At 70.9% G+C, this 25,066-nt stretch carries 17 protein-coding genes; 8 read left to right on the plus strand and 9 right to left on the minus strand.

The features are described from left to right. Positions 1-9: 9 nt before the first annotated feature. Positions 10-1,920 carry a molecular chaperone DnaK gene (gene dnaK / locus DT019_RS21090; protein WP_114038431.1) on the minus strand — a complete coding sequence of 637 codons (1,911 nt, stop codon included), beginning with the start codon at positions 1,918-1,920 and terminating at the stop codon, positions 10-12. Between the two features lie 336 nt (positions 1,921-2,256). Between dnaK and DT019_RS21095 the strand changes: the two genes are divergently transcribed. Continuing rightward, positions 2,257-4,014: a helix-turn-helix domain-containing protein gene (locus DT019_RS21095; protein WP_114038432.1), complete on the plus strand. Its 1,758-nt coding sequence runs from the start codon at positions 2,257-2,259 to the stop codon at positions 4,012-4,014. A gap of 232 nt (positions 4,015-4,246) precedes the next feature. Here DT019_RS21095 and DT019_RS21100 read toward each other — a convergent pair whose 3' ends face one another. The 4 genes from DT019_RS21100 to DT019_RS21115 all read right to left on the minus strand — a co-directional run bounded on the left by DT019_RS21100 (position 4,247) and on the right by DT019_RS21115 (position 10,336). Then, entirely contained in the window at positions 4,247-5,896 is a 1,650-nt protein-coding gene (locus tag DT019_RS21100; RefSeq protein ID WP_114038433.1) for a bifunctional aspartate transaminase/aspartate 4-decarboxylase, read from the minus strand. Positions 5,897-5,913: 17 nt separating this feature from the next. Beyond that, positions 5,914-7,617, minus strand: coding sequence for an aspartate-alanine antiporter (aspT, locus tag DT019_RS21105; RefSeq protein WP_114038434.1), 1,704 nt, complete (start codon positions 7,615-7,617; stop codon positions 5,914-5,916). Between the two features lie 22 nt (positions 7,618-7,639). After that, a complete protein-coding gene (gene aspT / locus DT019_RS21110) occupies positions 7,640-9,325 on the minus strand; it encodes an aspartate-alanine antiporter (protein ID WP_114038435.1) in 1,686 nt (561 codons plus the stop codon). A gap of 462 nt (positions 9,326-9,787) precedes the next feature. Then, positions 9,788-10,336 (minus strand): DUF4383 domain-containing protein, encoded by a 549-nt coding sequence (locus DT019_RS21115; protein ID WP_114038436.1) that lies wholly within the window; start codon positions 10,334-10,336, stop codon positions 9,788-9,790. 198 nt (positions 10,337-10,534) lie between these two features. Between DT019_RS21115 and DT019_RS21120 the strand changes: the two genes are divergently transcribed. Next, a complete protein-coding gene (locus tag DT019_RS21120; RefSeq protein WP_114038437.1) occupies positions 10,535-12,028 on the plus strand; it encodes a cryptochrome/photolyase family protein in 1,494 nt (497 codons plus the stop codon). 96 nt (positions 12,029-12,124) lie between these two features. Here the strand turns inward: DT019_RS21120 and DT019_RS21125 are convergent, their stop codons facing one another. From DT019_RS21125 to DT019_RS21140, 4 genes are all read right to left on the minus strand, one after another. Continuing rightward, positions 12,125-13,375, minus strand: a complete 1,251-nt coding sequence (locus DT019_RS21125; RefSeq protein WP_114038438.1) for an NAD(P)/FAD-dependent oxidoreductase — start codon at positions 13,373-13,375, stop codon at positions 12,125-12,127. A gap of 88 nt (positions 13,376-13,463) precedes the next feature. Continuing rightward, positions 13,464-15,092 carry an FAD-dependent oxidoreductase gene (locus DT019_RS21130; protein WP_114038439.1) on the minus strand — a complete coding sequence of 543 codons (1,629 nt, stop codon included), beginning with the start codon at positions 15,090-15,092 and terminating at the stop codon, positions 13,464-13,466. Further along, complete coding sequence (locus DT019_RS21135) at positions 15,089-15,304, minus strand: hypothetical protein (RefSeq protein ID WP_114038440.1); 216 nt, start codon at positions 15,302-15,304, stop codon at positions 15,089-15,091. Before DT019_RS21135 ends, DT019_RS21130 begins: the two co-directional genes overlap by 4 nt. Positions 15,305-15,343: 39 nt before the next feature. Continuing rightward, positions 15,344-16,531: a lycopene cyclase family protein gene (locus DT019_RS21140; RefSeq protein WP_114038441.1), complete on the minus strand. Its 1,188-nt coding sequence runs from the start codon at positions 16,529-16,531 to the stop codon at positions 15,344-15,346. Between the two features lie 221 nt (positions 16,532-16,752). On the opposite strand from DT019_RS21140, the gene DT019_RS21145 reads away from it, so the two are divergent. From DT019_RS21145 to DT019_RS21170, 6 genes are all read left to right on the plus strand, one after another. Continuing rightward, positions 16,753-18,066 (plus strand): polyprenyl synthetase family protein, encoded by a 1,314-nt coding sequence (locus tag DT019_RS21145; RefSeq protein WP_114038442.1) that lies wholly within the window; start codon positions 16,753-16,755, stop codon positions 18,064-18,066. After that, positions 18,063-19,583: a phytoene desaturase family protein gene (gene crtI, locus DT019_RS21150; protein WP_114038443.1), complete on the plus strand. Its 1,521-nt coding sequence runs from the start codon at positions 18,063-18,065 to the stop codon at positions 19,581-19,583. Before DT019_RS21145 ends, crtI begins: the two co-directional genes overlap by 4 nt. Next, entirely contained in the window at positions 19,580-20,602 is a 1,023-nt protein-coding gene (locus tag DT019_RS21155; protein ID WP_114038444.1) for a phytoene/squalene synthase family protein, read from the plus strand. The genes crtI and DT019_RS21155 overlap by 4 nt, the downstream gene beginning before the upstream one ends. Positions 20,603-20,735: 133 nt before the next feature. Next, positions 20,736-21,746, plus strand: coding sequence for a DUF5914 domain-containing protein (locus DT019_RS21160; protein ID WP_114038445.1), 1,011 nt, complete (start codon positions 20,736-20,738; stop codon positions 21,744-21,746). 281 nt (positions 21,747-22,027) lie between these two features. Continuing rightward, on the plus strand, positions 22,028-23,551 hold the full coding sequence (locus DT019_RS21165; RefSeq protein WP_114038446.1) for an SDR family oxidoreductase: 1,524 nt from the start codon (positions 22,028-22,030) through the stop codon (positions 23,549-23,551). Between the two features lie 141 nt (positions 23,552-23,692). Then, entirely contained in the window at positions 23,693-25,066 is a 1,374-nt protein-coding gene (locus tag DT019_RS21170; protein WP_114038447.1) for a cryptochrome/photolyase family protein, read from the plus strand.

A 25,066-nucleotide genomic window follows, 5' to 3' on the forward strand; every position in this document is an offset into this window, starting at 1 on the left:
TCGCCCCCCTCAGCTCTTGTCGAAATCGGCGTCGATGACGTCGTCGTCACCCTTCGGGGATCCGCCCTCGGGACCCGGGCCGGGCGCCGCGCCGGGCTGGGTTCCATCCCCCGCTCCGCCCGGTCCGGCGGCGTGGGAGGCCAGCGCCGCGTGGATCTGCTGGAGTTCGGAGGCCAGGCTCCGAGACCGTTCCGTGGGCGCCTCCTCCTGGACGGCGGCACGCGCCTCGTCGATGAGCAGTTGGGCGCGGGCGCGCTCGTGCTCCGGAGCGGTGTCGCCGAGGTCCTCCAACCGGCGCTCCACCTGGTATGCGGCGGCGTCGAGCTCGTTGCGGGCATCGATGGCCTCACGCAGGGCCAGGTCGCTGGTGCGGTTGCTCTCGGCCTCGTGGATCATCCGCTCGACCTCGGAGGGGTCGAGGTTGGAGCCCTCACTGATGGTGATCGACTGCTCGGCGCCGGTGTCCCGGTCCTTGGCGCTGACCTTGAGGATGCCGTTGGCGTCGATGTCGAAGGTGACCTCGATCTGGGTCTCCCCACGCCGGGCCGGCCGCAGGTTCTCCAACCGGAAGCGCCCCAGCACCCGGTTGTCGGCGGCCAGTTCGCGTTCGCCCTGGAGCACGACGATGTCCACGGCCGGCTGGTTGTCCTCAGCCGTGGAAAAGGTCTCGGACCGGCGGGCGGGAATGGTGGTGTTCCGCTCGATGATCTTGGTCATCACGCCGCCGGCGGTCTCGACGCCCAGCGACAGCGGGGTGACGTCCAGCAGCAGGACGTCCTTGACCTCACCCTTGAGGACACCGGCCTGGACGGCGGCGCCCAGCGCCACGACCTCATCGGGGTTGACGCTCATGTTCGGGTCCTTGCCGCCGGTCAGCCGACGGACCAGGTTCTGCACGGCCGGGATGCGGGTCGAGCCGCCGACGAGGATGACCTCGTCGATGTCGTTGTCGGTGACCTTGGCGTCGCCCATCGCCGTCCTGACCGGTTCGAGGCAGCGCTCCACCAGGTCCGAGGTGATCTGCTCGAAGGTGGAGCGGCGGACCGTCTCGGTGAGGTGCTTCGGCCCGGAGGCATCCGCCGTGATGAACGGCAGGCTCACCTGGGTCTGAGTGACCGAACTCAGCTCGGTCTTCGCCTTCTCGGCCGCCTCGAACAGTCGCTGCAGAGCCTGCGGGTCCTTGCGCAGGTCAATGCCCTCGGCCTTCTGGAAGCCGTCGGCCAGGTGGTCCACCAGACGGCGGTCGAAGTCGTCGCCGCCCAGATGGGAGTCGCCCGCCGTAGCGCGAACCTCCACCACACCGTCGCCGACGTCCAACAGGCTGACGTCGAACGTGCCCCCTCCGAGGTCGAAGACCATCACCGTTTCGTGGCCCTTCTTGTCCAGCCCGTAGGCCAGCGCAGCGGCGGTGGGCTCGTTGATGATCCGCAGCACGTCGAGGCCGGCGATCCTCCCGGCGTCCTTGGTGGCCTGGCGCTGGGCGTCGTTGAAGTAGGCGGGTACGGTGATGACCGCCTCGGTCACCTTCTCGCCGAGCGACTTCCCGGCGTCGTCCGCGAGCTTGCGCAGCACCTGCGCGCTGATCTCCTCCGGCGCATACTGCTTCCCCCGCACCTCGAAACGGGCCACTCCGCCGGGCCCCTCGACCACGTCGAAGGAGACCGCCTTGGCCTCGTCGGAGATCTCGTCGTAGCGACGGCCGATAAAGCGCTTCGCGGAGGTGATGGTGCCCTTGGGGTTGAGGATCGACTGCCGCCGCGCGAGCTGCCCGACCAGCCGCTGGCCGTCGTCGGAGAAGGCGACCACCGACGGCGTCGTCCTCGCCCCCTCCGCATTCGGAACGACTGAGGGCTCACCGCCTTCCCAGACTGCGATGACCGAGTTGGTGGTGCCGAGATCGATGCCTACTGCCTTCGCCATGGGAATCTCCTCCGTCGTGACGGTGGACCGGTCGGCGGGCAGCCAGTGGTACGGACGGCGTGCCACACCCGCCTAGCAGCCTCGCAGCGCACGCGGCGCACTTCCTCGGCCCGGCAGGACCAATCCGCGCCGCGTTTCCAGTCCCCGAGGACAGCCACGCCACATGCCTCCCGGTGGCAGTGCGTGTCGAGCGGCGTAGCGTGTAGGCGGGAAAGCCACTGTCGAGCCACCACTGGACGTGCGATGGACGCTGTTCCTCCTCCGCCCCCCGGTCCCGGCTGCGTCGTCCCGCGGCCGGAGATCTCGCGCCACGGTCTGCTACGTCTGGTAACGGCCATGCTCGACGGTGAGGACGAGCACGAGGTGCTGTGGGGTGGCATGGCAGCGATCGTCGCCACCGGCCCTTTCATCACCGAAGCGGCGTACGCCGTCCACGACGGTCTGGCGCGGCGCTGCCCACCACCCCGGGTGGTGTTCTCCGCGGTCGCCCGGCCGGGCCATGAGGCGCCGCAGAAACCTGAAGCCCAGGCTGAAGCGGCCGATGCCGACCAGATGGCCGCCGACCGGCTCGACCGGCAGATCGCTTCTCTGGACGGCCGCAGCCGGCATCTGCACCGGCCGGGCGGACTGTGGATACGGGCCATCGCAGTGCGTTACCGGGAAACCTGCCTCGGCTATCTCGTCGTCCGGTCCCTGACCACACCCTCGACTGAGGAGACCGCTCTGACCGATCTGCTCGCCCAACAGACCGGGATAGTCCTCGCGCTCCTCACCAGGCACCGGAGCGAGCCGGCCGCCGGGGCACGGGACAAGCCACGGACCGACGAGACGTCCGATACCGGAAACCCGCCGGAGCCCGAGGACCGCACACCCGCCGTGGGCCACGGCAGGAGAAGCGCCTCCGCCCTGGCCTCGCGGCTCGCCACCCACGAGGCGCTCTCCCACGCCGCCGTCTCGGGCAGGGGTGAGACGGGAATCCTCCAGACCCTGCACGAGCACACCGGAATCGCGGCCCTCACCGAGGACCGCTTCGGCAACCCACGCGCCCGGGCGGGCCCCGACGAGGATGGCCCCCAGAGCGGCGTCGGCGGTGGAACCCGCCCCGAGTCGGAGAACCGGCGCCGGGACGCCCTGATGCACCGCACGTGGCACCAACCCGGCGCAGTCCGGGACCGGAACCGGCTGGTCATGCCCATAGAGATGGCCGGAGACCTGCTCGGTGTTGTCGTGCTGGATGATCCGCACCAGCGGGCGACGGAAGCGGACGCATCGGCCCTCGAACAGGCCGCTCGGGTACTGGCTCCCCTCCTCTTCCACGAACGCAGACTGGCCGAGCTGGAGCCCCAGCTGCGCCGGGACCTGGTCGACCGCCTGGTCTCAGGTGTGGGGACCAAGGACGCCTTCACCCAGGCCGCAGCCCTCGGCCACGACCTGCACCGGCCGCACAGAGTCGCCGTACTGGAGTGGCCGGGGGCACCTGAGGGGGCCGCGCTCTGCGACGCGGTGACACGGGCGATGGAGCGGTTGCATCGGGACGTGCTCGTCGGCTCTCGTGGCGCGACCACGGTCGTCCTGGTGGCGGGGCAGGACCCGCATGACCCGGGAGACGATCTGTACAAGGCCGTCTCAGAGGGCCTCGGCACCGGCGCAGGCGCGATCGGGGTGGGCGGCCAGTGCGAGGTCCTCGCCGATCTGCCGCACTCCTACGACGAAGCCATCCGTGCCCTTGCCGTCCGCCGCCGTTCCCGGGACCCATTCGGCAGCACCGACTTCCGCGAACTAGGCCTCTGCCGCATGATGGGCACCGGCGCAGGCGAGCGGGAAGCCGACCTCTTCGTCCACGTATGGCTCGGCCGGCTGCTGGACTACGACGCCCAGCACCACACCGAACTGGTAACGACACTCTCGCACTACCTGGAGAGCGGCTGCAGCTACGACGCGACCTCCGAGATGCTCCTCATCCACCGCAGCACGGTCCGCTACCGCCTGCAGCGCATCAGCGAGATCACCGGCCACGACCTCGGCGTCGTCGAAACGCGCCTCAATCTGCACATTGCCACCCACATCCGCAACGTGCTCGACCCACCGCGTTGAGTCGGTCCAGCGGCCGGCTCTGCCCGCCATGCCCTCTGTGCTTGGTGCCGCTGGAGGGGGGGGCCGAGGGCGCCTCGCGAGCAGTCGTTGACGAACGCCATCCCGACGTCCAGCCGCCGGGCTCTCCGTTCCCCAGGTGTGCATCGACGCCACGACAAGCCCCCACGGTGGCGCCCCTGCCACGCCTCACCAGTGAAGGCGCCACCCACAGTCTCGCAACGACAACGGTCATTCAGCTCTTCGAGGTCCGCCATTCCTCGGCGTAGTCGTTGAAGATCGCACGCAGATGGTGGCCGATCTTCAGGTAGTCGAGGTCGTCCAGGTTGGCGAGCGAGACCCGGACCGACCACTCGGGCCCTTCGAAGCCGCCGCCGTTGAGCAGTACGACACGGGTCTGCTCGGCGAGGCGGAACAGCGGGTCGACCGGCTCGTAGTTCTTCTCCAGGAAATCCGCGAAGTCCTTGCCGTGGACGCGTTCGGCCTCGGCGAGGAGATCGAGCTCGATGTAGTACCCGGCTCGTTTCGGATCGTCGGAGATTCTCATCTGGGCCCCCTCCAGGAGGAGGTCGAGCCGCTGGCGCACGATGGCGCGGATGCGGTGCTTGTAGGCCTGGCCCTCGTCGAGCAGGTCGAAGAGCGAGAACAGCACCATCATCACCTGCTGTGGCAGCGAGAGCCCGGCGGTGTGGTTGAGGGCGACCTGGCGGGAGTCGGCGACGAGGCGGTCGATGAAGCGGATCTTCTCCGGTTCCAGGCTCAGCGTGCCGTAGCGCTTGTTCAGGCGCTCCTTCTCGGCGGCCAGCAGTGCGGCGATCATCTCGTCGATCACGTTGTCGTCGTGCAGCCCGATCACACCGAGCCGGTGTCCGGTGCAGCCGTAGTGCTTGGAGTACGAGTAGACGAGCAGGGTGTTGCGGGGCAGCTCGGCCGCGATCGAGCGGAAGCCCTCCACGAACGTGCCGTACACGTCGTCGGTGACGACCAGCAGGTTCGGGTTGTCCCGGGCGACGATCTCGCGCAGCTGGCCCGCTACCCGGTCGCTGAGTGCGAGCGACGGTGGGTTGGAAGGGTTGACCAGGCAGACCAGTTTGACCGAAGGATCGGCGAGCTTGGCGACCTCTTCGGCGGGGTAGCGCCACTCGCGCACCCCGGTCTCGGTGAACAGGCTCGCCTCGACGTACACCACGTCGAACTCGTAGGTGTCGAGTTCGGGGATCTCCACGTACGGCGTGAACACGGGCACCATCAGGGCGATACGGTCGCCCTTCTTCAGAATCCCGTTCTTCAGCAAGGAGTCGAAGATGTAGCACATGGCCGCCGTGCCGCCCTCGGTGGCGAACAGGGAGAGGTTCCCCGCCGGGGGGCGCCGGTCGAACAGCTCGTCGGCGAGGTAGCCGCGCACGATCCGCTCGGCGTGCACCAGCATCCTGTCGGGGACTGGGTAATTGTCGCCGATCGAGCTGTCGGTCAGCTCGTGGACGAACGCGTCGCGGTCGAAGCCGAAGCGCTCGACGGCGTACGCGACACACTTGTGCAGGAGGTCGATGCCGGGCAGGTCCGGGTGCTGACGCACATACGCGTCGAAACGCTCGGCAGCGCCCACCTGCTCGGGCATGCCGCCCAGGTTGTCTGCGGTCCACACCCGGCGGGATTCCGACAGGGCGAAGTAGCCGAGCGCATGGAAGGCCTCGCGGGGCCCGGTGGCGACCCAGTTGGGGTTGCCGCGGCCGGCGTTCAGCATCTGTGTGGCCGACTTCTCCTTCTGGCCGGGCTCGTCGGCCTGCGTTGCCTGCGCGATCTGGATGAACTTGTCCTTCAGCTCGAACGGCGAGAGCTGGGCGTAGGACTGGATCTCCTCGCGGGTGAAGGTGGTCTTGGGCACGGTGGCTCCTGGGTGTCCTAGTGGTGGAGGATGACGATGACGGCGCCCCAGATCGTCAGCAGCACATTGCTCATGGCGTAGGGGATGGTGTAACCGAGCGTCGGAATCTGCGACTTGGCGGCTTCGTTGATGGCGCCGAACGCCGCCGTGGTGGTCTCGCCTCCCGCCAGGACGCCCATGAGGATGGGGAACCGGATCTTCTGGATGTAGTGGCCCACGAGGAATCCGACGAGCAGCGGCACCAGGGTGACGACCATGCCCCACAGCAGAAAACTCCAGCCCGCCGTGGAGAGCCCGCTGGTGAAGCTGGGCCCGGCGTTGATGCCGACGACCGCGACGAACAGACAGAGCCCGAGCGTGTCCATGAACCATTGGGCGCCGGGCGGCACATTGCCGTAGGTCGGGTACTTACCGCGGATCCAGCCAAAGACCAGGCCCATGATGAGGGCACCGCCCGAGGTGGACAGCGAGATGGGCACGCCGCCCGCCTTCAGCGCCGGGATGCCCAGGCAGGCGCCGAGGAAAATGCCGAGTCCCACCCAGACCATGTCGGTGGCGAAGCTCGTGCGGACCGGTTTGCCGATCGCCCGTCCCGCGGGCCCGACCAGGCGCTCGGGTCCCGTCAGGATCAGGGTGTCGCCCCGCTCGATCGGGGTGGAAAGGCGGTAAGGGAACGCGGCTCCCGAGCGGTACAGCTTGTCGATGTAGACACCCACCATGAACGGCTCGGCCCGCAACTCCGCGATGGTCCGGCCCAGTTGGGCCTTCTCGGAGGCCACCACGTGCAAAGTCTCGGTCCGGTAGCCGAGCAGTTCGACGTCGTCGGCCTCGCCGCCCACGTGCGTACGGGCGTCGTAGGTCACGAGGTCGCCCCGGATCGCACTGACCGCGACCACGTCACCGTGCCGCAGCACGGTCTGCTGGTCGTGCTCGAGGACGGAACCGTCTCGGCGTACCCCGGTGATGTAGATGCGTCGGCCCAGGTGTTTCTGCTGAGCCTCGAAGTCGTCGATGGTGCGGCCGACGATGTCGGGACGTTCCACCGTATAGGCGCGCAGCACGACCTCGTAGTAGCCCTCGCCGATGTCCGGGGCGTCGCCCGGCGCGTCCAGTTCTGTGGCCAGCTGGGCGCTTTCGGCGGCCAGGTCCCTGCGGTAGAGGCGGGGCAGGATGCTGGCGAGCAGCAGCGCGGCGCAGATGGTGCCGAGCGGGTAGGTCACCGCGTACCCGATGGCGACCAGGTTGGACTGCTCCTTGACCTCGGCGGGGGACAGACCGGGCAGGTTCGCGATGGCGTCGCCCGCGACGCCGATCACAGCGGACTGGGTGAGGCCGCCGCCCAGCAGGCCCGCGCCGAGGCCCGGGCCGTAGCCGAGCGCAGTCGCGAGCCCCCAGGCCACGAGCAGCCCGGTGACGCACACGATGAAGGAGTTGACGACCTGGGGCAGGCCGTCCTTCTTCAGGCCCCGGAAGAACTGCGGGCCGACCCGGTAGCCGAGGGCGAACAGGAACATGGTGAAGAAGAGGTTCTTGACCGTCGCGTCGATCGGGACCCTGAGCTGAGCGCCGAGCACGAGCCCAGCGATCAGGCAGCCGGTGACGGCCCCGAGCCCGATCGCCTTGAAGCGCAGCTTCCCCAGGAGGAACCCGAGCGCGACCGTGACGAATACCAGCAGTTCCGGATGCGGATGGAAGATGTTCCGGTTGAGGAAGTCGATCATGCTTGGGCTCCGGCGGTCATGGTCAGGCCCCCAGAACACCGACGAGCACCGGGCCCGTCAGCGGGAGAAGGAAGTTCGAGAGGGTGTATGTGATCGTGTAGCCGAGCATCGGCACCGAGCTCTGCGCGACCTGGGTGATCGATGTGATGGCGGGGGTGGAGCACTGCTGGCCCGCGATGGCGCCGACGAGCAGCGGCTTCTCGATCTTCAGCAGCCGCCGCCCCACGACCAGGGAGAGCGTGGCGGGGATCAACACCATCGCGATGCCCGCGAACGGGAGCAGCACTCCGTACTGCTTGAGCAGAGGCCCGGCCTGCGGTCCGGACACCAGGCCCGTGCAGGCGATGAAGATCGCGAGGCCCATGTCCTTGAGGGTCGTCGCGGCCTGCGGCGGGAAAGCCCCGAAGGTCTGTTTGCGGGAGCGGAACCAGCCGAAGAGCAGCCCCGAGATCAGACAGCCGCCGCCGGTGCCGAGCGAGAGGGGGATGTCCCCGGCACGTACGACGACCTGGCCGAGCAGCGAGCCGCACACGATGCCGAGGCCGAGGTAGATGAAGTCGGTCGCGTCGTTCTTGACCACTGCGCCGATCTTGGTGATGAGCCTGCCGAGCCCGGACCGGGCGCCGACCAGGGTGAGGATGTCGCCGCGCCGCAGCACGGTGTCGCCGGTCGCCGGCAGGTGCTGGTCGTTGCGCAGCACGTCGGTGATGTACACGCCCTGCTTGATGAACTGCGGGTGGGCACGCTGGAGCTGGTCGATGCTCTGGCCGTCGGCCGCCTTCTCCGTCATCGCGACCTGGGCGGTCGCCAGCGGTGAGCCCAGGCCCGGAATGCCGGGCGTTTCGGGGCCGATCTCGCGGCCGGCCTCAATGGTGTTGGCCCGCCGCCCAACGACGAGAATCAGATCGGACAGCGTCAGCTCGAAGTCCGGTCCGGGGTTCAGGATCCGGCTGCCGCGCCGCACCGCCTCGACGGTGACCCGGCCGTCGAGCGAGGATTCCAGGTCACCGATGGTGCGGCCGTCGGCGAGCGTCACCAGATATGTACGCCCAACCAGACCCGGCAGTGCCTCGCGCTCGTCGGACTCCAGACCGTGCTCACCGGCGCCGCCGCGCATCTTCTCCCACAGCTGCCGCGAGGCATCCCGCAGGTTGACGCGCATCATCATCGGCATGATCTGGCTGGTGTAGATGACGATGGTGATGAGGCCGAACAGGTAGCACACCGTGTACGCGGTGGCTACGTGCCCCTGGTACTCGGTGACCTGAGCCGGGGTGAGGTCGCTCAGCTTGCCGATGGCCTCGGTGGCGGTGCCCACGACCGCGGACTCCGTGGCGGCGCCGGCCAGGATGCCCGAAGCGGTACCGATATCCAGACCGAACGCCTTCGCCAGTCCGTAGGCGATGCCCAGCACGCTGATCAGCTCAATCAGGCACAGCGTGAAGAAGCGCAGACTCCGGCGGTTGAGATTGGCGAAGAACTGAGGGCCCGCGAGGTAGCCGAGCGAGAAGATGAACAGGGCGAAGAAGACCGTCTTCACGTCACTGGAGACCTGCACCTTGGCCCACGCGCCCATGAGGAGCGACACGATGAGGGTGCCGCAGATACCGCCCAGGGCGATCGGCCCCGCGCGCAGCTTCCCGGCGAGGTAGCCGAGGGCGAGGCAGAGAAAGAGAGCCAGCTCCGGATGGTCTTTGAGGATGCCCATCGCGGCTCAGCCAAGCCACGCAACATATATGCGCAAAAGGTGCATAGGGCAGAAAATAACAGCGTGATGCGGCGACGGCATCCCGGTGCAGCATCCCCCAGCGCCCCCCAGCTCCTCCCACCCACCGCGGCCCCTGCCGCCCTGTGGTGACCGCCGTGCCCTCGGGCGTGCAGTCGCCCTTGGCGGCGGCGCCGGGCGGACCAGAACGGCGGCCCGGCAGCAGCCGATCGCGCACCGGAGGAGACGGGCCAGCGGGCGGACTTCAGCCACCACACCGGGCAGCCGCAGGACGCCTCACGGTCCGGGGCCCGTTGTCCTGTGTGTCTCAGACGACGCAAGCCGAAGGCTGCTGTATCCCCGAGACCGCAACGGATCGCGGCGCGAGGAGGCGCTCGGCCAGCACTCCAGGACCAGCCCGAAGGAGTCCTCGCGGCCCGACACAGCACACGGGTCCGGCGGGTCTCAGTCCTGATCGCGCGTGACCACGGGCGCGGGAGCCAGTGCCGTCACGGTGGAGCGGCGTCGTGCGGCCAGGGACTCCAGGGCGGCCTCACGGGCATGGCGACGCCTCCAATAGGGGTTGTCGTGCGGCAGTTTGCTCGACACCCGCCCGTACATCCCGAAGGATGCGATGACCAGCCCCATGACGAAGCTGAACATCACGTTGGTGATGCCGAAGTCGAGGATGTTGGCGGGTCGGTCCAGGACGAAGATGTGGAAGAAGCCGCTCAGCACGAACAGCGTCCCGACCGTCATATTGAGCGTGGAGGCGAAGTTGCCGCCAACCACGGCGCCGCCGACCAGGACCAGGCCCACGACGACCGAAACCAGGCTGAGGAGGCCGTTGGTCGACATGCCCGCGATCCGGGTTCCCTCCGTGTCAAAGGGGCTGAGCTGGTCCGCGAAGCCCAGGCAGCCGAACACCAGCAGGATGACACCGCACAGGCCGGCCCCGTACCGGTACACCTGGGCCAGGCGGTGGTCGACGGGAAGTTCGTCGCGAAGCCTCATCACGTGTCCTCTCTCCATGCTCCGGAGCACCGGCCGTTGACATGACTGGCGCTTTGTCTGTCATCTCTTTCTTTCTGCCGGAATGGGGCGATTGGTTGCAACCTCTTCGGACGCATCCAGAACAGCTCCCGGAGGCGAAGAACATCCTGCATGCCCGAGTCGGCCGTACCCGGGCCTCAGCAAGCGAGGAGCACTGACATGCCGGTCCCCCACTGGCTGTTCGGCGATCAGCTCGGACCGCATTTCCTGACCGCCGCAACCGACGTACCCGTGGTGATGATCGAGGCCCGCTCGGTGCTCGGCCGCCGCCGCTTCCACCGCGCCAAGGCGCATCTGGTGCTGTCCGCGATGCGCCATCGCGCGGCCGAGCTCGGCGACCAGGTCCGGTACATCCGCGCCGAGACCTACCAGGACGGGCTGCGCGAGGCGCTCGGCGACACCCCGGTGACGGTGCACCATCCGACGTCGTACGCGGCGCTGCGGCTGGTGAGATCCCTGAACTCCGTGACCGTGCTGCCACCGCGCGGATTCCTCGTGGCGCACGACGAATTCCGCGCCTGGGCCGACGGGCACCACGACGAACAGCGGCTGCGCCAGGAGGACTTCTACCGATGGGTACGCCGCTCGCACGACCTGCTCATGGACGGCGATCGCCCGGCCGGCGGCCGGTGGAACCACGACCACGACAACCGCGAGCCCCCGCCGAAAGGGGTGCACACCCTCGATGCCCCGCCGCCCTACCGGCCGCAGGAGGACGAGATCGACCAGGAGGTGCGCCACGACCTCGACCGCTGGGAGCGCGAGGGCTCGGTCTCCTTCGTCGGCCGGGACGGCCCGCGCCTGTTCCCCGCTTCCCGGCGCGAGGCCCTGGCTGCGCTCCGACGTTTCGTCGAGCACCGGCTCGCCGGATTCGGACCGCACGAGGACGCCGTGCTGGCGGCGGATCCGGTGATGAGCCACAGCCTGCTGTCGTCCTCGCTCAACCTCGGCCTGCTGGACCCGGTCGAGTGCGTCGAGCGCGCCGAGGACGCCTGGCGGGCGGGCCGGGCTCCGATCAACAGCGTGGAGGGGTTCGTCCGGCAGATCGCCGGGTGGCGGGAGTACGTCTGGCAGCTCTACTGGTACTTCGGCGAGGGCTACCGCCACCGCAACGCTCTGCGGCATCACGCGCCACTGCCAAGGTGGTTCCTGGAACTTGACGCGGAGGCGGTTCAGGCACGCTGTCTGGCCACGACGCTGGCCCAGGTACGGGACACCGGATGGACGCACCATATTCCCCGGCTCATGCTTCTGGGCAGCTACGCATTGCAGCGGGGCTGGGATCCGCAGGCGGTGACGGACTGGTTCCACCGCTGTTTCGTCGACGGTTACGACTGGGTGATGGTTCCCAATGTCGTCGGCATGTCGCAGTTCGCCGACGGTGGGCGCATGACGACCAAGCCGTACACGTCCGGCGGTGCCTATGTGAACCGGATGAGCGATCTGTGCGGTGAGTGCGTCTACCGGCCCACCGAGCGGACCGGCGACCGTGCCTGTCCCTATACCGCCGGATACTGGGCGTTTTTGCACCGCCACCGCGCTCGCCTGGAACGCAACCCACGGATGGCTCAGCCGGTGAGCGGCCTGGACCGTCTGACGGACCTGACGGAGGTACTGCGCCAGGAACGCCGACGGGGTGACGGGCCGCCCTGACCGGCGCGTGCGCCACGGGCCCCGCGGCGCACGGTCGTGCGCCGGACCACCAGGCATGGGGCGCCTGCCGGTGGGACCGGCGATCGCTCAGGGCGGTCAACGCACGCCCGTGCGCAGGTCGTGCAGCACTTCGCGGGCGGCACGGGCACCGGAGGCCAGCGCGCCCTGGACGGAACCGGTGGCGCGGTGGTCGCCGCACACGTACCGGCCGGGGGCCACCCGTGTCGTTGGGGTCAGCGGCTGCGGCGGTGGCATGGCGGGCAGCGCGTCCTCGATGGTCCGGACGGTCAGCAGGTCCCAGCCGTCGGTCCCGCTTTCGTACGCCTCGCCGAGCGCCGCCCTGACCTCGCGCTCACGGCCCTGTCCGTCCCGGCCCAGAACCGAGGTGGCGATGAGCGCGTGGCCGGGCGGGGCGTAGGCCGGCACCACGTCGCTGAGGACACAGGTGTTGAGGAAGCGGCGGTCGGTGTCCACGACCAGCGTCGGCTCGCCGAGCGGGGAACGCGGTGCGACGTGGTAGTACGTGGTCACGATCCGGTAGCCGGGAAGTGCGACCGCGGGGAGCAGTGCCGGGATCGGCCCGGGTCCAGTGGCCACCACAACGGCGCGCGCGGAAATCTCCTGGCCCGCGCTGGTCAGCGCGCCGTCGTCCGTGAGGGCCGCCACCGCGCTCTCCAGCACGACGGTGTCCCCGGGCAGCGCGGCCGCGAGAGCCCGCGGGACCGCCCCGATGCCGGCGGTGGGCAGACACAGCGTGCCGCGGAGCATGCTCCGCCACACCAGGTGGAACACCCGGGCGGACGTCTCCAGTTCGTCCTCCAGGAAGACCCCTGACAGGAAGGGGCGAAAGAACCCCTCGACGAACGCCGCGGAGATCCCCGCGTTCGCGAGCGCCGTGCGGGTCGTGGTGTCCGTCGGCCTCTTGAGCCGGTCGACGGGCGCCAGCATGTCGCGGGCCGACAGCAGCCCGAGGGCGGCCAGGTCGCGGGTACCGGCGAGCCGCCCCGGCAGCAGGCCCGGCACCGTGCGCGGGCGGCGGACGGGGTCGCTGAAGCGGACCAGCCCGGAGGGCCGGCGGATCAGGACGCCCGGGGTGAAGGGCCGAAGTCCGAGTTCCTTCAGCGCGAGGCGGCGCCGGACCTGCGGGTAGGAGGTGTTGAACACCTGGAACCCGCGATCCACCACGAAGCCCCCGACTCGGTCGGATCGCATCCGCCCGCCGACCGCGTCGCCAGCCTCCATCACCCGCACGCCGACACCGGCCGCCAGCAGGTCCCCGGCGCACGCGAGTCCGGCCAGGCCGGCACCGACGACCAGCACGTCCGTCGCCTTCAGGGCCGCTGACATGCGACCACCTCTTCCCCTCTGCTTCGGTGCGGCCTGCGCCGCTCATTCCTGGTGTTCGGTACGTCCCCGGTGGACGGATGCGCCGACGTCACCCGGCCCTGCACCGTCTCCCGCCCAGTGCGCGCCGCTCCCGTGCCCGTGGTCCGGGGCGTTTGCTCTCTCGGTTCCCCGCCCAAGCGGCCACCTTCCGCAGGACAGCGACCCGACCACGGTCCGGCACCGTCCACAGGCTCTGCCCGCGGACACCCCAGCGCTCCAGCAGGGCGTTCGCGGCCAAAAAGCCCGTGGTGGCCGCGCGTTCCATGAGTGCGACGGGAAGGTTGGTGCGGACGATGTCCCCGGCCACCACCAGGCCGGGATCGGAGGTGCGGACGGCGGGCCGGTCGGTGTATCCGCCCACGGGGAACAGCGGACAGTCCTGGCGCCACTCGTGGCGGACATCGACGACGCGGGCGGCACGGGTCTCCGGGTACACACGGTGGAGTTGCTCGATGAGGTGCCGCTCCTGGGATGTGCGCGGTGTGTGCGGGTCGACGGCGTAGGCGTGAAGCTCCACGACGGATCCGCCGGTGCGTGCCGCCCAGCGGGCCGCCTCGTCCTCCCAGCGGTTCAGCACGCTGATGTTGTCGAGGCCGCCGAACGCGCTGGTGCCCAGGAACCCCGGACGGTCCGGGGCGACCGGCCGGTCGAGCCAGAGCCTGGTGACGAGGAAGGGCGGCGCGGCACGCAGCTGTGCCACGCCCTGCCGCCACATGGGGTCGCCCAGCCGCTCCGAGCGGGCTACCAGGGACCGCAGGCCGTCGGCGTCCAGGGCGAGGACCACGGCGTCGTAGCGTCGTTCGTCGCGGACCCCGGCCACCTCGAATCCACCGCCCCTGGCCGGTGCGACGTGCTCGACGGGACTGCCTGTACGCACCTGGGCGCCATGCCGCGCCAGGTATCCGGCCAGTGGCTCCCACAGAGCCTCCGGGAAGGGCGAGCGGGGCACGTCGAACAGCAAACCCTCGGCGGATCCGAGGAAGTAGATGTGGAACATCAGCGCCATCTCGGCCGCCGAGAGCTGCCGCGGATCGGCGAAGAAGCTCCGGGAGAACACCTCGAAGGCCAGGTGACGGGCCTGCTCCGGGAAGCGGATGGTCTCCAGGAAGTCGTAGGCGCTGATGTCGTCAAGGCGGTGGTACACCTCGGGGACGCTGACGTCGAGCAGCGGAAGAGCCGCGACCGGGTTCATGGCGCGCAGATCCCGCAGCCGGAAGGAGGAGCTCAGCGCCGCGAAGCCCAGCGCGCTCCACGGCGGGGTGCGCGGTACGTGCCGGAAGCTGTCGTGCAGCCCGTCCGCGTGCAACAGCGGATAGTCGGGCAGTGCGGCCAGTCGGTCCAGGGCGGGGTCGGTACGGCGCAGCAGGCCGCGCAGGTTGTAGTACTGCCGGAAGAAGGCGTGGAAGCCACGGCTCATCGTCACGGTGCTGCCGTCGCGCAGCCGGGTCGGCCAGCCGCCCACCCGCCCGCCGAGGTGGGGTTCGCGCTCGTACAACGTGACCGCCACGCCCCGTTCGGCCAGTGCGGTGGCGGCGGCGAGTCCGGCGATGCCGCCGCCGACCACGGCGGCCGTCGGCCGTTCTGCGGCACGCCGGGCTCCGGGGTGGGCCGGCAGGACGCGGGCCTGCCGGTCCCGGCCGCGGCGGGCGGCGGGACCGCGCTGCCCAGGGTCGGTCATCGGGGACCTCCAGCGCCGACGGTCGCGACGGGGTGGGCGACGGCCGTCCGCCAGCCCGGCGGGGACACGGCGCGGGCCCGGGGGCGGTCGGCCACGGTGGTGTGGCGCGTGGCCCGCACGCGGCAGCGGTTGTCGGCGACCGCCGCCGCATCGCCCTCGCGGGGCGGGTGGTCGTACGCGTCGGCGAGGTCCGCGTCGCGCAACGGGTGCATACGTTCTCCAGGCACTGGTGAGGTTCCGAACCAAGGGGGTCAGGCGTAGGGACGACGGGGCAGCCCGGGTAGTTCGACAGCGGTGCGCAGCATGGGCGCGACCGGGGTGTGCCGGCCGACCGACAAATCCTCGAGCCAATTGGTCCGCCCGTCGAGAAAGCGCAGCAGCCGGACCGTGGGCACCTGGGCGAAGAGCCGGCAGAAGAGTTCGGGACCGTCCACCCGGCCGCTGTCCAGCGCGCGCAGGAGCACCGCGTCCATGGTGCGGGCCCGTCGGGAATGGGCGGCCGGGGGCATCGGGTCGCGCCCGTGGCGCAGTGCGGCGGCGACGGCGCGTGTCTGGCGCTGCAGTCCGGCGAAGGTGTACCCGGTGGACGGACGGGTCGCACCGCCGGCGGCACCGATCCGGAACACCGAGGCGCCGACCCGTCGCGGCATGGGGGCGTCCGTCATGGGGATGCCACCCGACTCGGTCGCGACGATCTCCAGGTCACCGAGGGCCAATACCTCCGAGGTGTAGTGCCGCAGGGCCGCCTCGTAGCCCTTGGCCGTCAGGGCACGCGGGGAGAACTCGGTGTATTCCACGAGAGCTTCGCACGGCCCGGTCGGCAGCACATACCCGAAGGAGAGCCCGTGGGCGGGCTGCGGCGTCCTGAAGTCCATCAGTTCGGCGGTCGCGCGGTCGAAGGCGGGGCGGTCCGTCCGCACGAACCAGCCGTGGAAGTGCTGCAGCACAGTGGTACGGGCAGCCGGGAGACTGCCCAGGGGACGCGAGTCGAACACCCAGCGGGCCTCCAGGACCCGGTGGCTGCCGTCGGACCTCGACATCAGCACCTTGGCCCCCGTGGGGGTTTCCTCGACGGCGCCCACGGTCGCTTCCAGGCGCCGGACATTGGGGGCGCGATCGAGATCCGGGACCACCAAGGACTCGAAGTCGTCGGAGCGGATCATCTTGTACCGCAGCGGCGCGATGTCCGCTTCGATCACGGGGCCGACGGGCGGGCGCACCCGCAGCTGACGCCATTGCGCCCGGACCGCGGCGTCGAAACGGCCGCGGCCGGACTCCCAGAAGCACCACGTGCGCGGGGCAGGGCGCAGAGGGCCGGGCGGCGCGCCCACGAGAGCCACCGACAGTGCGCGGGTGCCGGCCAGCACTCCGCTCAACCGATGAGCCAGGGACAGTCCGGCCGCACCCGCCCCGATGACCGCCACGTCCGCCTTCAGCACGGCTGCTCCTTCCATCCCCACTCCCGGTACACGCGACTCTCAGGGTTTCCCGCCGCGGCACGCATTCGGATGCGGTCATCCGCCGGGGACATCCGATCAGGCGCCTCCCTATGACGGTCTGCTTGCCGGGCGGGGTCATTCATACCGGGACGCATCCGAATCACGGCACGGGGCCGAAGACCGGTGGTGTGCGAGCGATACCACGACGAGAGGAACCAGCCATGCGCCCGGCTCAGGCGAAGGACCACCCCGCGGCAGCGCCGTCGCCACTCCCCCGCCTGGTGACCCCCACCGGGTCTCCACCCGAGTGGGTGGCCGACGGCACGCCCCACGCCCCGACCGCGGACGACGTCACCTTCGGCTCGGCCGGGTCCACAGCGGTCGACGCGGACGTACCCGCTGCGGTCGGGCACATGCTGGAGCGGGTACTGGCCGACCGTCTCACCCGAGCAAGCGTCCTTGACGTCATGTTCGGCCGGGAACTGGCCGAGCGCGTGGCGCAGTTCACCCTCGAGGGCGGCAAACGCACCCGGTCACAGCTCGTCTGGTGGGCGATGCGCGCCTGCGGCGGGGGCGACGAGTCGACCGCTGCGGCCCTGCGCATCGGCGCGGCGCTCGAATTGCTCCAGACGTGCGCCCTGGTCCACGACGACGTCATGGACGGAGCGGACCTGCGGCGCGGCAGGCCGACTCTGCACACCGCCGTGCGGGACCGGCACGGCAGTGCCGCATCACTGGTGCGCGCGGCCCGTTTCGGCGAAGCGACCGCGATCCTGGCCGGGGACCTGGCGCTCGCGTGGGCGGACGACGTGATGGCCGAGATGGTGCTCCCCCCGGCGACGGCGACGGTGGTGCGCGGGCTGTGGAGCGATATGCGTACGGAGATGGTGGCAGGTCAGTTCCTGGACTTGCAGGGCCAGTTGACCAGGTCGCGCTCTCTGGCGCAGGCGTTGCGGGCCGCCCGTCTCAAGAGCGCGCTGTACTCGGTGGAGCGGCCACTCGCGCTGGGAGCGGCCGTGGCCGGTGCGGACGACCACACCACGCGGGCGCTGTGCGAGGCCGGGCGCTGCGTGGGCGTGGCCTTCCAACTGCGTGACGACTTGGACGACGTGTTCGGCGACCCCCGGCGTACCGGCAAGAGCTGCGGCGGGGACATCCGCGGCGGAAAGCCGACCTGTCTGGGCGCCCTGGCGGTGGCTCGCGCCCGCGGCACAGGCGACCGGCGGGCCTTGGCGGTGCTCGAACGGGCGCTGGGCGATGAGGGTCTGACGCCTGCCGGGCTCGACGAGGTGCGCGACATCCTGGAGCGCACGGGCGCCCGACTGGCGGTCGAGGCGAAGATCGACCAGCTGTTGGCCCAGGGGCTGCGGTACTTCGAAGGCGCCCGCCTCGACACGGACGCCAAGGCTCGCCTGCGCGGGCTGCTGACCGCGGCGACGACCTCGCGCACCGAGAACGGCCCGCCTCTCCCCTCACCTCCTCCCGCACCCGACCCGGCCCACGCGGGCTCCGCCACGCCGGGGTTGCGCCGATGACCCGGACCGTGAGCGGCCGTACGGACCATGTGGTCGTCGTCGGGGCGGGCCTGGCCGGCTTGTCGGCGGCGCTGCACCTGCTGGGCGCGGGTCGCCGGGTCACCGTCGTGGAACGGGACGACCTGCCCGGGGGACGCGCCGGGCGCCTCCATCTGAGCGGCTATCGGATCGACACCGGCCCGACGGTGCTGACCATGCCCGACTTCGCCGACGAAGCCTTCGCGGCGGTCGGCGACAGCCTGCACCGTCGGGTGGAGCTGATCCCGCTGCACCCCGCCTACCGGGCGTCGTTCGCCGACGGCAGCACCCTGGACGTCCACACGGACGAGGAGGTGATGGCCGCGGAGGTGGAACGCTTCGCCGGGGCCGGCGAGGCTGCGGGCTACCGGCGGCTGCGCGGCTGGCTGGAGCGGATCTACCGGGCCCAGCTGCGCCGTTTCATCGACGCGAACTTCGACTCTCCGCTCGACCTGCTGACCGGGGACCTCGCCCGGCTGGCGGCGCTCGGCGGCTTCGGGCGGCTGGACCGGCGCATCGGGCACTTCCTCAAGGACGAACGGTTGCAGCGGGTGTTCTCCTTCCAGGCCCTGTACGCGGGGGTGCCACCGGCCAGGGCGCTCGCCTCCTACGCGGTCATCGCCTACATGGACACGGTGGCGGGCGTCTACTTTCCGCGCGGCGGCATGCACGCCCTGCCCACGGCGATGGCGGACGCCGCCGCCGACGCGGGCGCCACACTCCGGTACGGCGAGGCGGTGACCGCCCTGGAGCGGTCCGGGGAACGCGTCACCGCCGTCGTCACGACGCACGACCGCATCCCCTGCGACGCGGTCGTCCTGACACCGGACCTGCCCGTCGCCTACCGGCTCCTGGGCCGCCGGCCCCGCAGACCGCTACGGCTGCGGCACTCCCCGTCCGCCGTCGTTCTGCACGCGGGCACCGACCGCACCTGGCCCCAACTGGCCCATCACACCATCTCCTTCGGCGCCGCCTGGCGGTCCACCTTCGACGAACTCACCCGGCAGGGAAGCCTGATGAGCGATCCGTCCCTGCTCATCACCCGGCCCACGGCGACCGACCCCTCCCTCGCTCCGCCCGGCCACCATCTCCACTACATCCTCGCGCCCTGCCCGAACACCACCATCGGGCCCGATGCCACGGCGTGGGGCGAACTCGGTCCGCGCTACCGGGCCGACCTCCTCCGGGAGCTGGAGCGGCGCGGGCTCGACGGCATCGAGGCAGCCATCGAGGACGAGTCCCTGGTCACCCCGGCGGACTGGCTAAGTCAAGGACATGCCGCGGGCACCCCCTTCTCGGCGTCGCACACGTTCTCGCAGACGGGACCCTTCAGGCCCCGCAACGTGGTCCGTGGCACGCGCAACGCCGTCCTGGCCGGCTGCGGCACCACGCCCGGAGTGGGTGTGCCGACAGTCCTGGTGTCGGGAAAGCTGGCCGCGGCCCGGATCACAGGCGGCGCCCGACGCCCTTCCGCCCGCACCCAGGGAGCGGCCCCGTGACCGGACGCGAACTCGATGCCGCGGGCATCACCGACCCGGTGCTGCGAGCGGCCTACCACCGATGCCGTGAGCTCAACGCGGTGCACGGCAAGACCTACTTCCTGGCCACCCGACTGCTGCCGATCGAGCACCGGCCCGCCGTCCACGCGCTGTACGGATTCGCCCGGTGGGCCGACGACATCGTCGACGCGGCCGATCCCGGTGGAGGCGGTCCGCGCGACGCGCGCCTGGCGGCGCTCCAACAGCGTCTGGACAAGGGGCTGCGACAGGGTGACAGCGACGAACCGGTGGTCCTGGCCCTCGCCGACACCGCCCGCCGTTATGCCATCGAACACCGCCACTTCCAGGACTTCATGACGGCGATGCGGTCCGACCTGCGGGTATCCCACTACCCCACCTACGCCGACCTGCGCGGGTACATGCACGGCTCGGCCGCCGTGATCGGCCTGCAGATGCTGCCAGTGCTGGGCACGGTCGTTTCGCGCGAGGAGGCCGAGCCGCACGCGGCGGCCCTCGGAGTGGCCTTTCAGCTCACCAACTTCCTGCGCGACGTCGGCGAGGACCTGGACCGGGGACGCGTGTACCTCCCGGCGGACCTGCTGGCCGGGCACGGGGTCGACCGGGCACTCCTGCGCCACTGCCGCGACACGGGCCGCACCGACCGCCGTGTGGTGGCGGCGCTGGGCGAGTTCGAGTCACTCACGCGCCGCGTCTACCGGGAGGCACGGCCGGGCCTGGCCATGCTGGATCCGCTGTCCCGGCCCTGCATCCGCACCGCGTACATCCTGTACGGCAGCATCCTCGACGCCGTCGCGCGGGACGGCTATGCCGTCCTGCACCGCCGCGCCGTGGTACCGCGTCGGCAGCGCGCCGGTGTGGCGGCGGCCGGGCTGGTCCGGGTGGCGGCGGCCAGGCTGCGCCACCGAGGACGTTCCACGACGCTGAGCACACCGCCACACCCCGCCGACGCGGCCCGCCATCGCCCCGACCCCGAAGAGGCCTCTGGCAGTTGCTCATGATGTCCCCCTCGTCCTCATCGCCGCGGGGCCCCCACGCAGGGGCGGCATACCCGCAACCACCCTGGCCGCCCTGCCACGCAGGAGTTCCCTTCCTCCCCGGCCTCAGAACCGGGGCACCCTCGGAGGCATCCCGGTGAACCCCCGACCGTCCACGCCGCGCGCCCGCCTGCCCCTCTCGATCCGCCGCCGCGCCGTCCCGTGGGACCGTCAGCAGCCCACGTGGCGCGAGGCCAGGCCGGGGCTCATCAGGGAAGCACTGAAGCGGGCGCAGGCCCTGCCGACCGGGAACTGGTACGTCGTGGGGTCGTCCGCGGCCCTGCGCGGCGACCGCCCCCTGGCCCGCACCGTCGGGAACCAGGAGGTGGTGATCTGGCGCGGCACCGACGGGCGCCCGCACGCCGGACCGGGCATCTGCCCGCACCTCGGGGCGCCCTTGGCGGACAGCCCCGTCCGGTGCGGCAGGCTCGTGTGCCACTGGCACGGACTCGCGCTCGACGGGACCCCATACGCCGGCTGGGAGCCGTTGCCCGCCTACGACGACGGCGCCCTCCTCTGGGTGCGGCTCGACGCGGTCGGCGGTGAGCAACCCCTGGACGCGCCCGCCGTACCGGTGCGCCCGGCCCTCGCTCGCGCGGTGACGGCGGTCTATGAAGGCGTCGGCGTCTGCGAACCCGAGGATGTCGTCGCCAATCGTCTCGACCCCTGGCACGGGGCTTGGTTCCACCCCTACTCGTTCGTCGACCTGAAAGTCGTCGGCTCGCCCGGCGGGGACGACGGCGCCGACCAGTTCACGGTCGATGTCTCCTTCAAAGTGGCCGGACGGCTGGTAGTGCCGGTGCGGGCCGTTTTCACCGCTCCCGGGCCGCGCACCGTCGTCATGCGCATCACCGAGGGCGAAGGCCTGGGCTCGGTGGTGGAAACCCACGCGACCCCGCTCGGTCCGGATGAGCACGGCCGTCCGCGCACGGCGGTGACCGAGGCCGTGGTGGCCGTCTCCGATCGCCCGGGCTTCGCGTTCGTGCGCCGCGCCGCCCCGCTTCTGCGACCGGCCATGCGCACCGCGGCGGCCCGGTTGTGGCGGGACGACCTTGCTTACGCCGAACGCCGCTGGCAGCTCCGCTCGACGGGCAGGTTCCCGGGGTGAGACCGCCTTTCCGGTCGCTGGAGGACGCGGCCGGCCAGGGCGTCGCCGCGGTCCGCCCGATCCGGGACACTCCTCGCTGATCCGTCGCCCACTCGCACTCGGCAACGAACTGAGGGGCCCCGGTCGAGCGGACCACTCATGCCCGGTGGGCCAGCCCTGAGAGCGGCCGGTGCGGGGGCCAGTCCGCCATGCCCCGCATCCGTTTCCGGCCTCCCCCCGGAAGTACCTGCGGTACGGGTCGTGCGCAGAGAGACGGCCAGGAGCACGTTCGGGAGCCACTCATGGAAAACACGCCGACCGCGGGGCTCACTTGTCTGGTGACGGGAGCCACCGGATACATCGGGGGCCGGCTGGTGCCGGAGCTCCTCGCAGCCGGGCACCGGGTCCGCTGTCTGGCTCGGACGCCGGAGAAGCTGCGTGACTACCCCTGGGCCGGAGACGTCGAAGTGGTACGGGGCGACGTGAAGGACGGGGCGTCCGTCGCCGAGGCGCTGCGTGATGTCGACGTGGCCTACTACCTGGTGCACGGCCTGGGTACCGGTCGCGATTTCGAGGAGACCGACCGCCACTGCGCGCAGACGTTCGCAGACGCGGCCGGGAGCTCGGGGACGCGGCGGATCGTCTACCTGGGCGGTCTTGCACCAGTCGGTGTCCGGCCGGAGGATCTGTCACCGCATCTGCGGTCACGGGCCGAGGTGGGAGAGATCTTCCTCAAGTCACCGGTACCCGCGGCCGTGCTGCGAGCAGCCGTCGTCATCGGCTCGGGCTCGGCCTCGTTCGAGATGCTGCGCTATCTGACCGAGCGGTTGCCGGTCATGGTCACCCCGAGCTGGGTCGGCACCCGTATCCAGCCCATCGCCATCCGCGACGTCCTGCGCTACCTCACGGGCAGCGCCACCCTGCCCGGGGGACTGAACCGGGCCTTCGACATCGGCGGCCCCGACGTGATGACGTACGAGCAGATGATGCGGCGCTACGCCGAGGTCGCGGGGCTGCCGCGACGGCTGATCCTGCGCGTCCCCATGCTCACGCCCCGGCTGTCCAGCCACTGGATCGGCCTGATCACCCCAGTGCCGCGCGCTTTGGCCCGGCCGCTGGCCGAATCCCTGCGGCACGAGGTCGTCTGCGACGAGCACGACATCGCGCGGTACGTTGCCGATCCGCCCGGCACCCCGCTCCCTTTCCATCGCGCTCTGGAACTGGCCCTGCGGCGGGTGCGCGACGCCGAGGTCACCACCCGGTGGTCGTCGGCCTCGCCCCCCGGCGCACCCAGCGATCCGCTGCCCACCGACCCGGATTGGGCGGGAGGCAGTCTGTACACCGACCGGCGGCAGTTGACCGTCAGAGCCTCCCCCGCGGCGCTGTGGCGGGTCATCGAGGGCGTCGGAGGCGAGAACGGCTGGTACTCCTTCCCACTGGCCTGGGCCGTGCGCGGCTGGCTCGATCGCCTGGTCGGCGGTGTCGGCCTGCGCCGCGGACGCCGGGACGCCGAACGGCTGCGGGTGGGCGACTCACTGGACTTCTGGCGCGTGGAGGAGATCGAGCCCGGGCGACTGCTGCGGCTGCGCGCCGAGATGCGGCTCCCCGGCCTGGCCTGGCTGGAACTGCGCGCCGACCCGGAGCCCGGCGGCCACGCTCGCTACCGTCAACGCGCCCTGTTCCACCCGCGCGGCCTGCTGGGCCACCTGTATTGGTGGAGTGTCTCCCCCTTTCACGCCTTCGTCTTCGGCGGCATGGCCCGCAACATCGCCCGCGCGGCCATGGGCGCCCGGCCCCCGGGACGCCGACGGCGCGGCACCAGCTGAACGGGTACCGGCGCCCGCATGCGCGCCGTCGCACAGTGCTGCATCCGCACGATCCCTCCGCGCGGAAGTCACCCATATGCACCCGTCGTTGGCAGGCGGGCAGTCCCGTTCGCACCTTTTCACCGCATTCAAGGGGCCGGTATGAGCGTCTCCGTCGTCCTGTTCACCTCCGACCTGCGTCTGCACGACCATCCGCCACTGCGGGCCGCACTGGCCTCGGCCGACGAAGTGGTTCCGCTCTTCGTCCTCGACGACACCATCGGCGCCGCGGGTTTCGCGGTGCCCAACCGTCGCGCCTTCCTCGCGGACTGCCTCACCGACCTGGACGCGGCGCTCCGCGAGCGCGGCGGTCGCCTCGTGGTGCGCACCGGCGAGGTGTGCGCGACGGTGCGCGACGTGGTGCTGGAGTCCGATGCCGACGAGGTGCACACGGCGGCCGGCGTCAGCGGTTACGCCGCCCGCCGCGAGGACGAGTTGCGGCGGATGCTGGAGGCCGAGGGGCGCCGCCTGTACGCGCATGACGGCGTGATCACCGCGGTCGCCCCGGGGTCCGTCACACCGGCCGGCTCCGACCACTTCGCCGTGTTCACGCCGTACTGGCGCCGCTGGCAGGAGAAGCGGCCGCGCACACCACTGGCCTCGCCCCGTGCGGTGCGCGTTCCCGAGAAACTGCGCTCCGAGGAGATCCCCAGGGCGCAGGACGTCGCCGGCACCTCCCCCGGGCTCGCGGCGGGCGGCGAGGTCCAAGCCCGCACCCTCCTCACGTCCTGGCTGCACAGCGGTGTCGCAGACTACGAGGAGCGCCACGACGACCTGGCGGGCGACGCCACCTCGCGCCTCTCGCCGCACCTGCACTTCGGCACACTCTCCCCGGTGGAGGCGGTTCACCGCGCGCGTCTCGCCGGTGGGGCGGGCGCCCAGGCCTTCGTCCGTCAGCTGTGCTGGCGCGACTTCCACCACCAGGTGCTGGCGGCTCGTCCAGGCGCGTCCCGGCTCGACTACCGCCCGCGCGACGACCACTGGCGTACGGAGATTTCCGCACATGAGGAGGTGTCGGCGTGGCGGGAGGGCCGGACCGGCTATCCCGTGGTCGACGCGGCCATGCGTCAGCTCGCCCAGGAAGGCTGGATGCACAATCGCGGCCGACTCCTGACCGCGAGCTTCCTCACCAAGACGCTGTACCTCGACTGGCGCGTCGGCGCCCGTCACTTCCTGGACCTCCTCGTCGACGGCGACGTAGCCAACAACCAGCTGAACTGGCAGTGGGTGGCGGGTACCGGCACCGACACCCGCCCGAACCGCGTACTGAACCCCGTGATCCAAGCCAAGCGGTACGACCCCCACGGCGCCTACGTTCGCCGCTGGGTCCCCGAACTCGCGGACCTGCCCGGCGCCACCATCCATGAGCCGTGGAAGCTTCAGGGGCTGGAGCGAGCCCAATACGACTACCCCGAGCCCGTCGTCGACCTCGCGGACGCGCGCACCCGGTTCCAGAAGGCGCGCGCCCGCGGATAG

This window comes from Streptomyces sp. SDr-06 (assembly GCF_003324565.1).
Classification (GTDB): domain Bacteria; phylum Actinomycetota; class Actinomycetes; order Streptomycetales; family Streptomycetaceae; genus Streptomyces.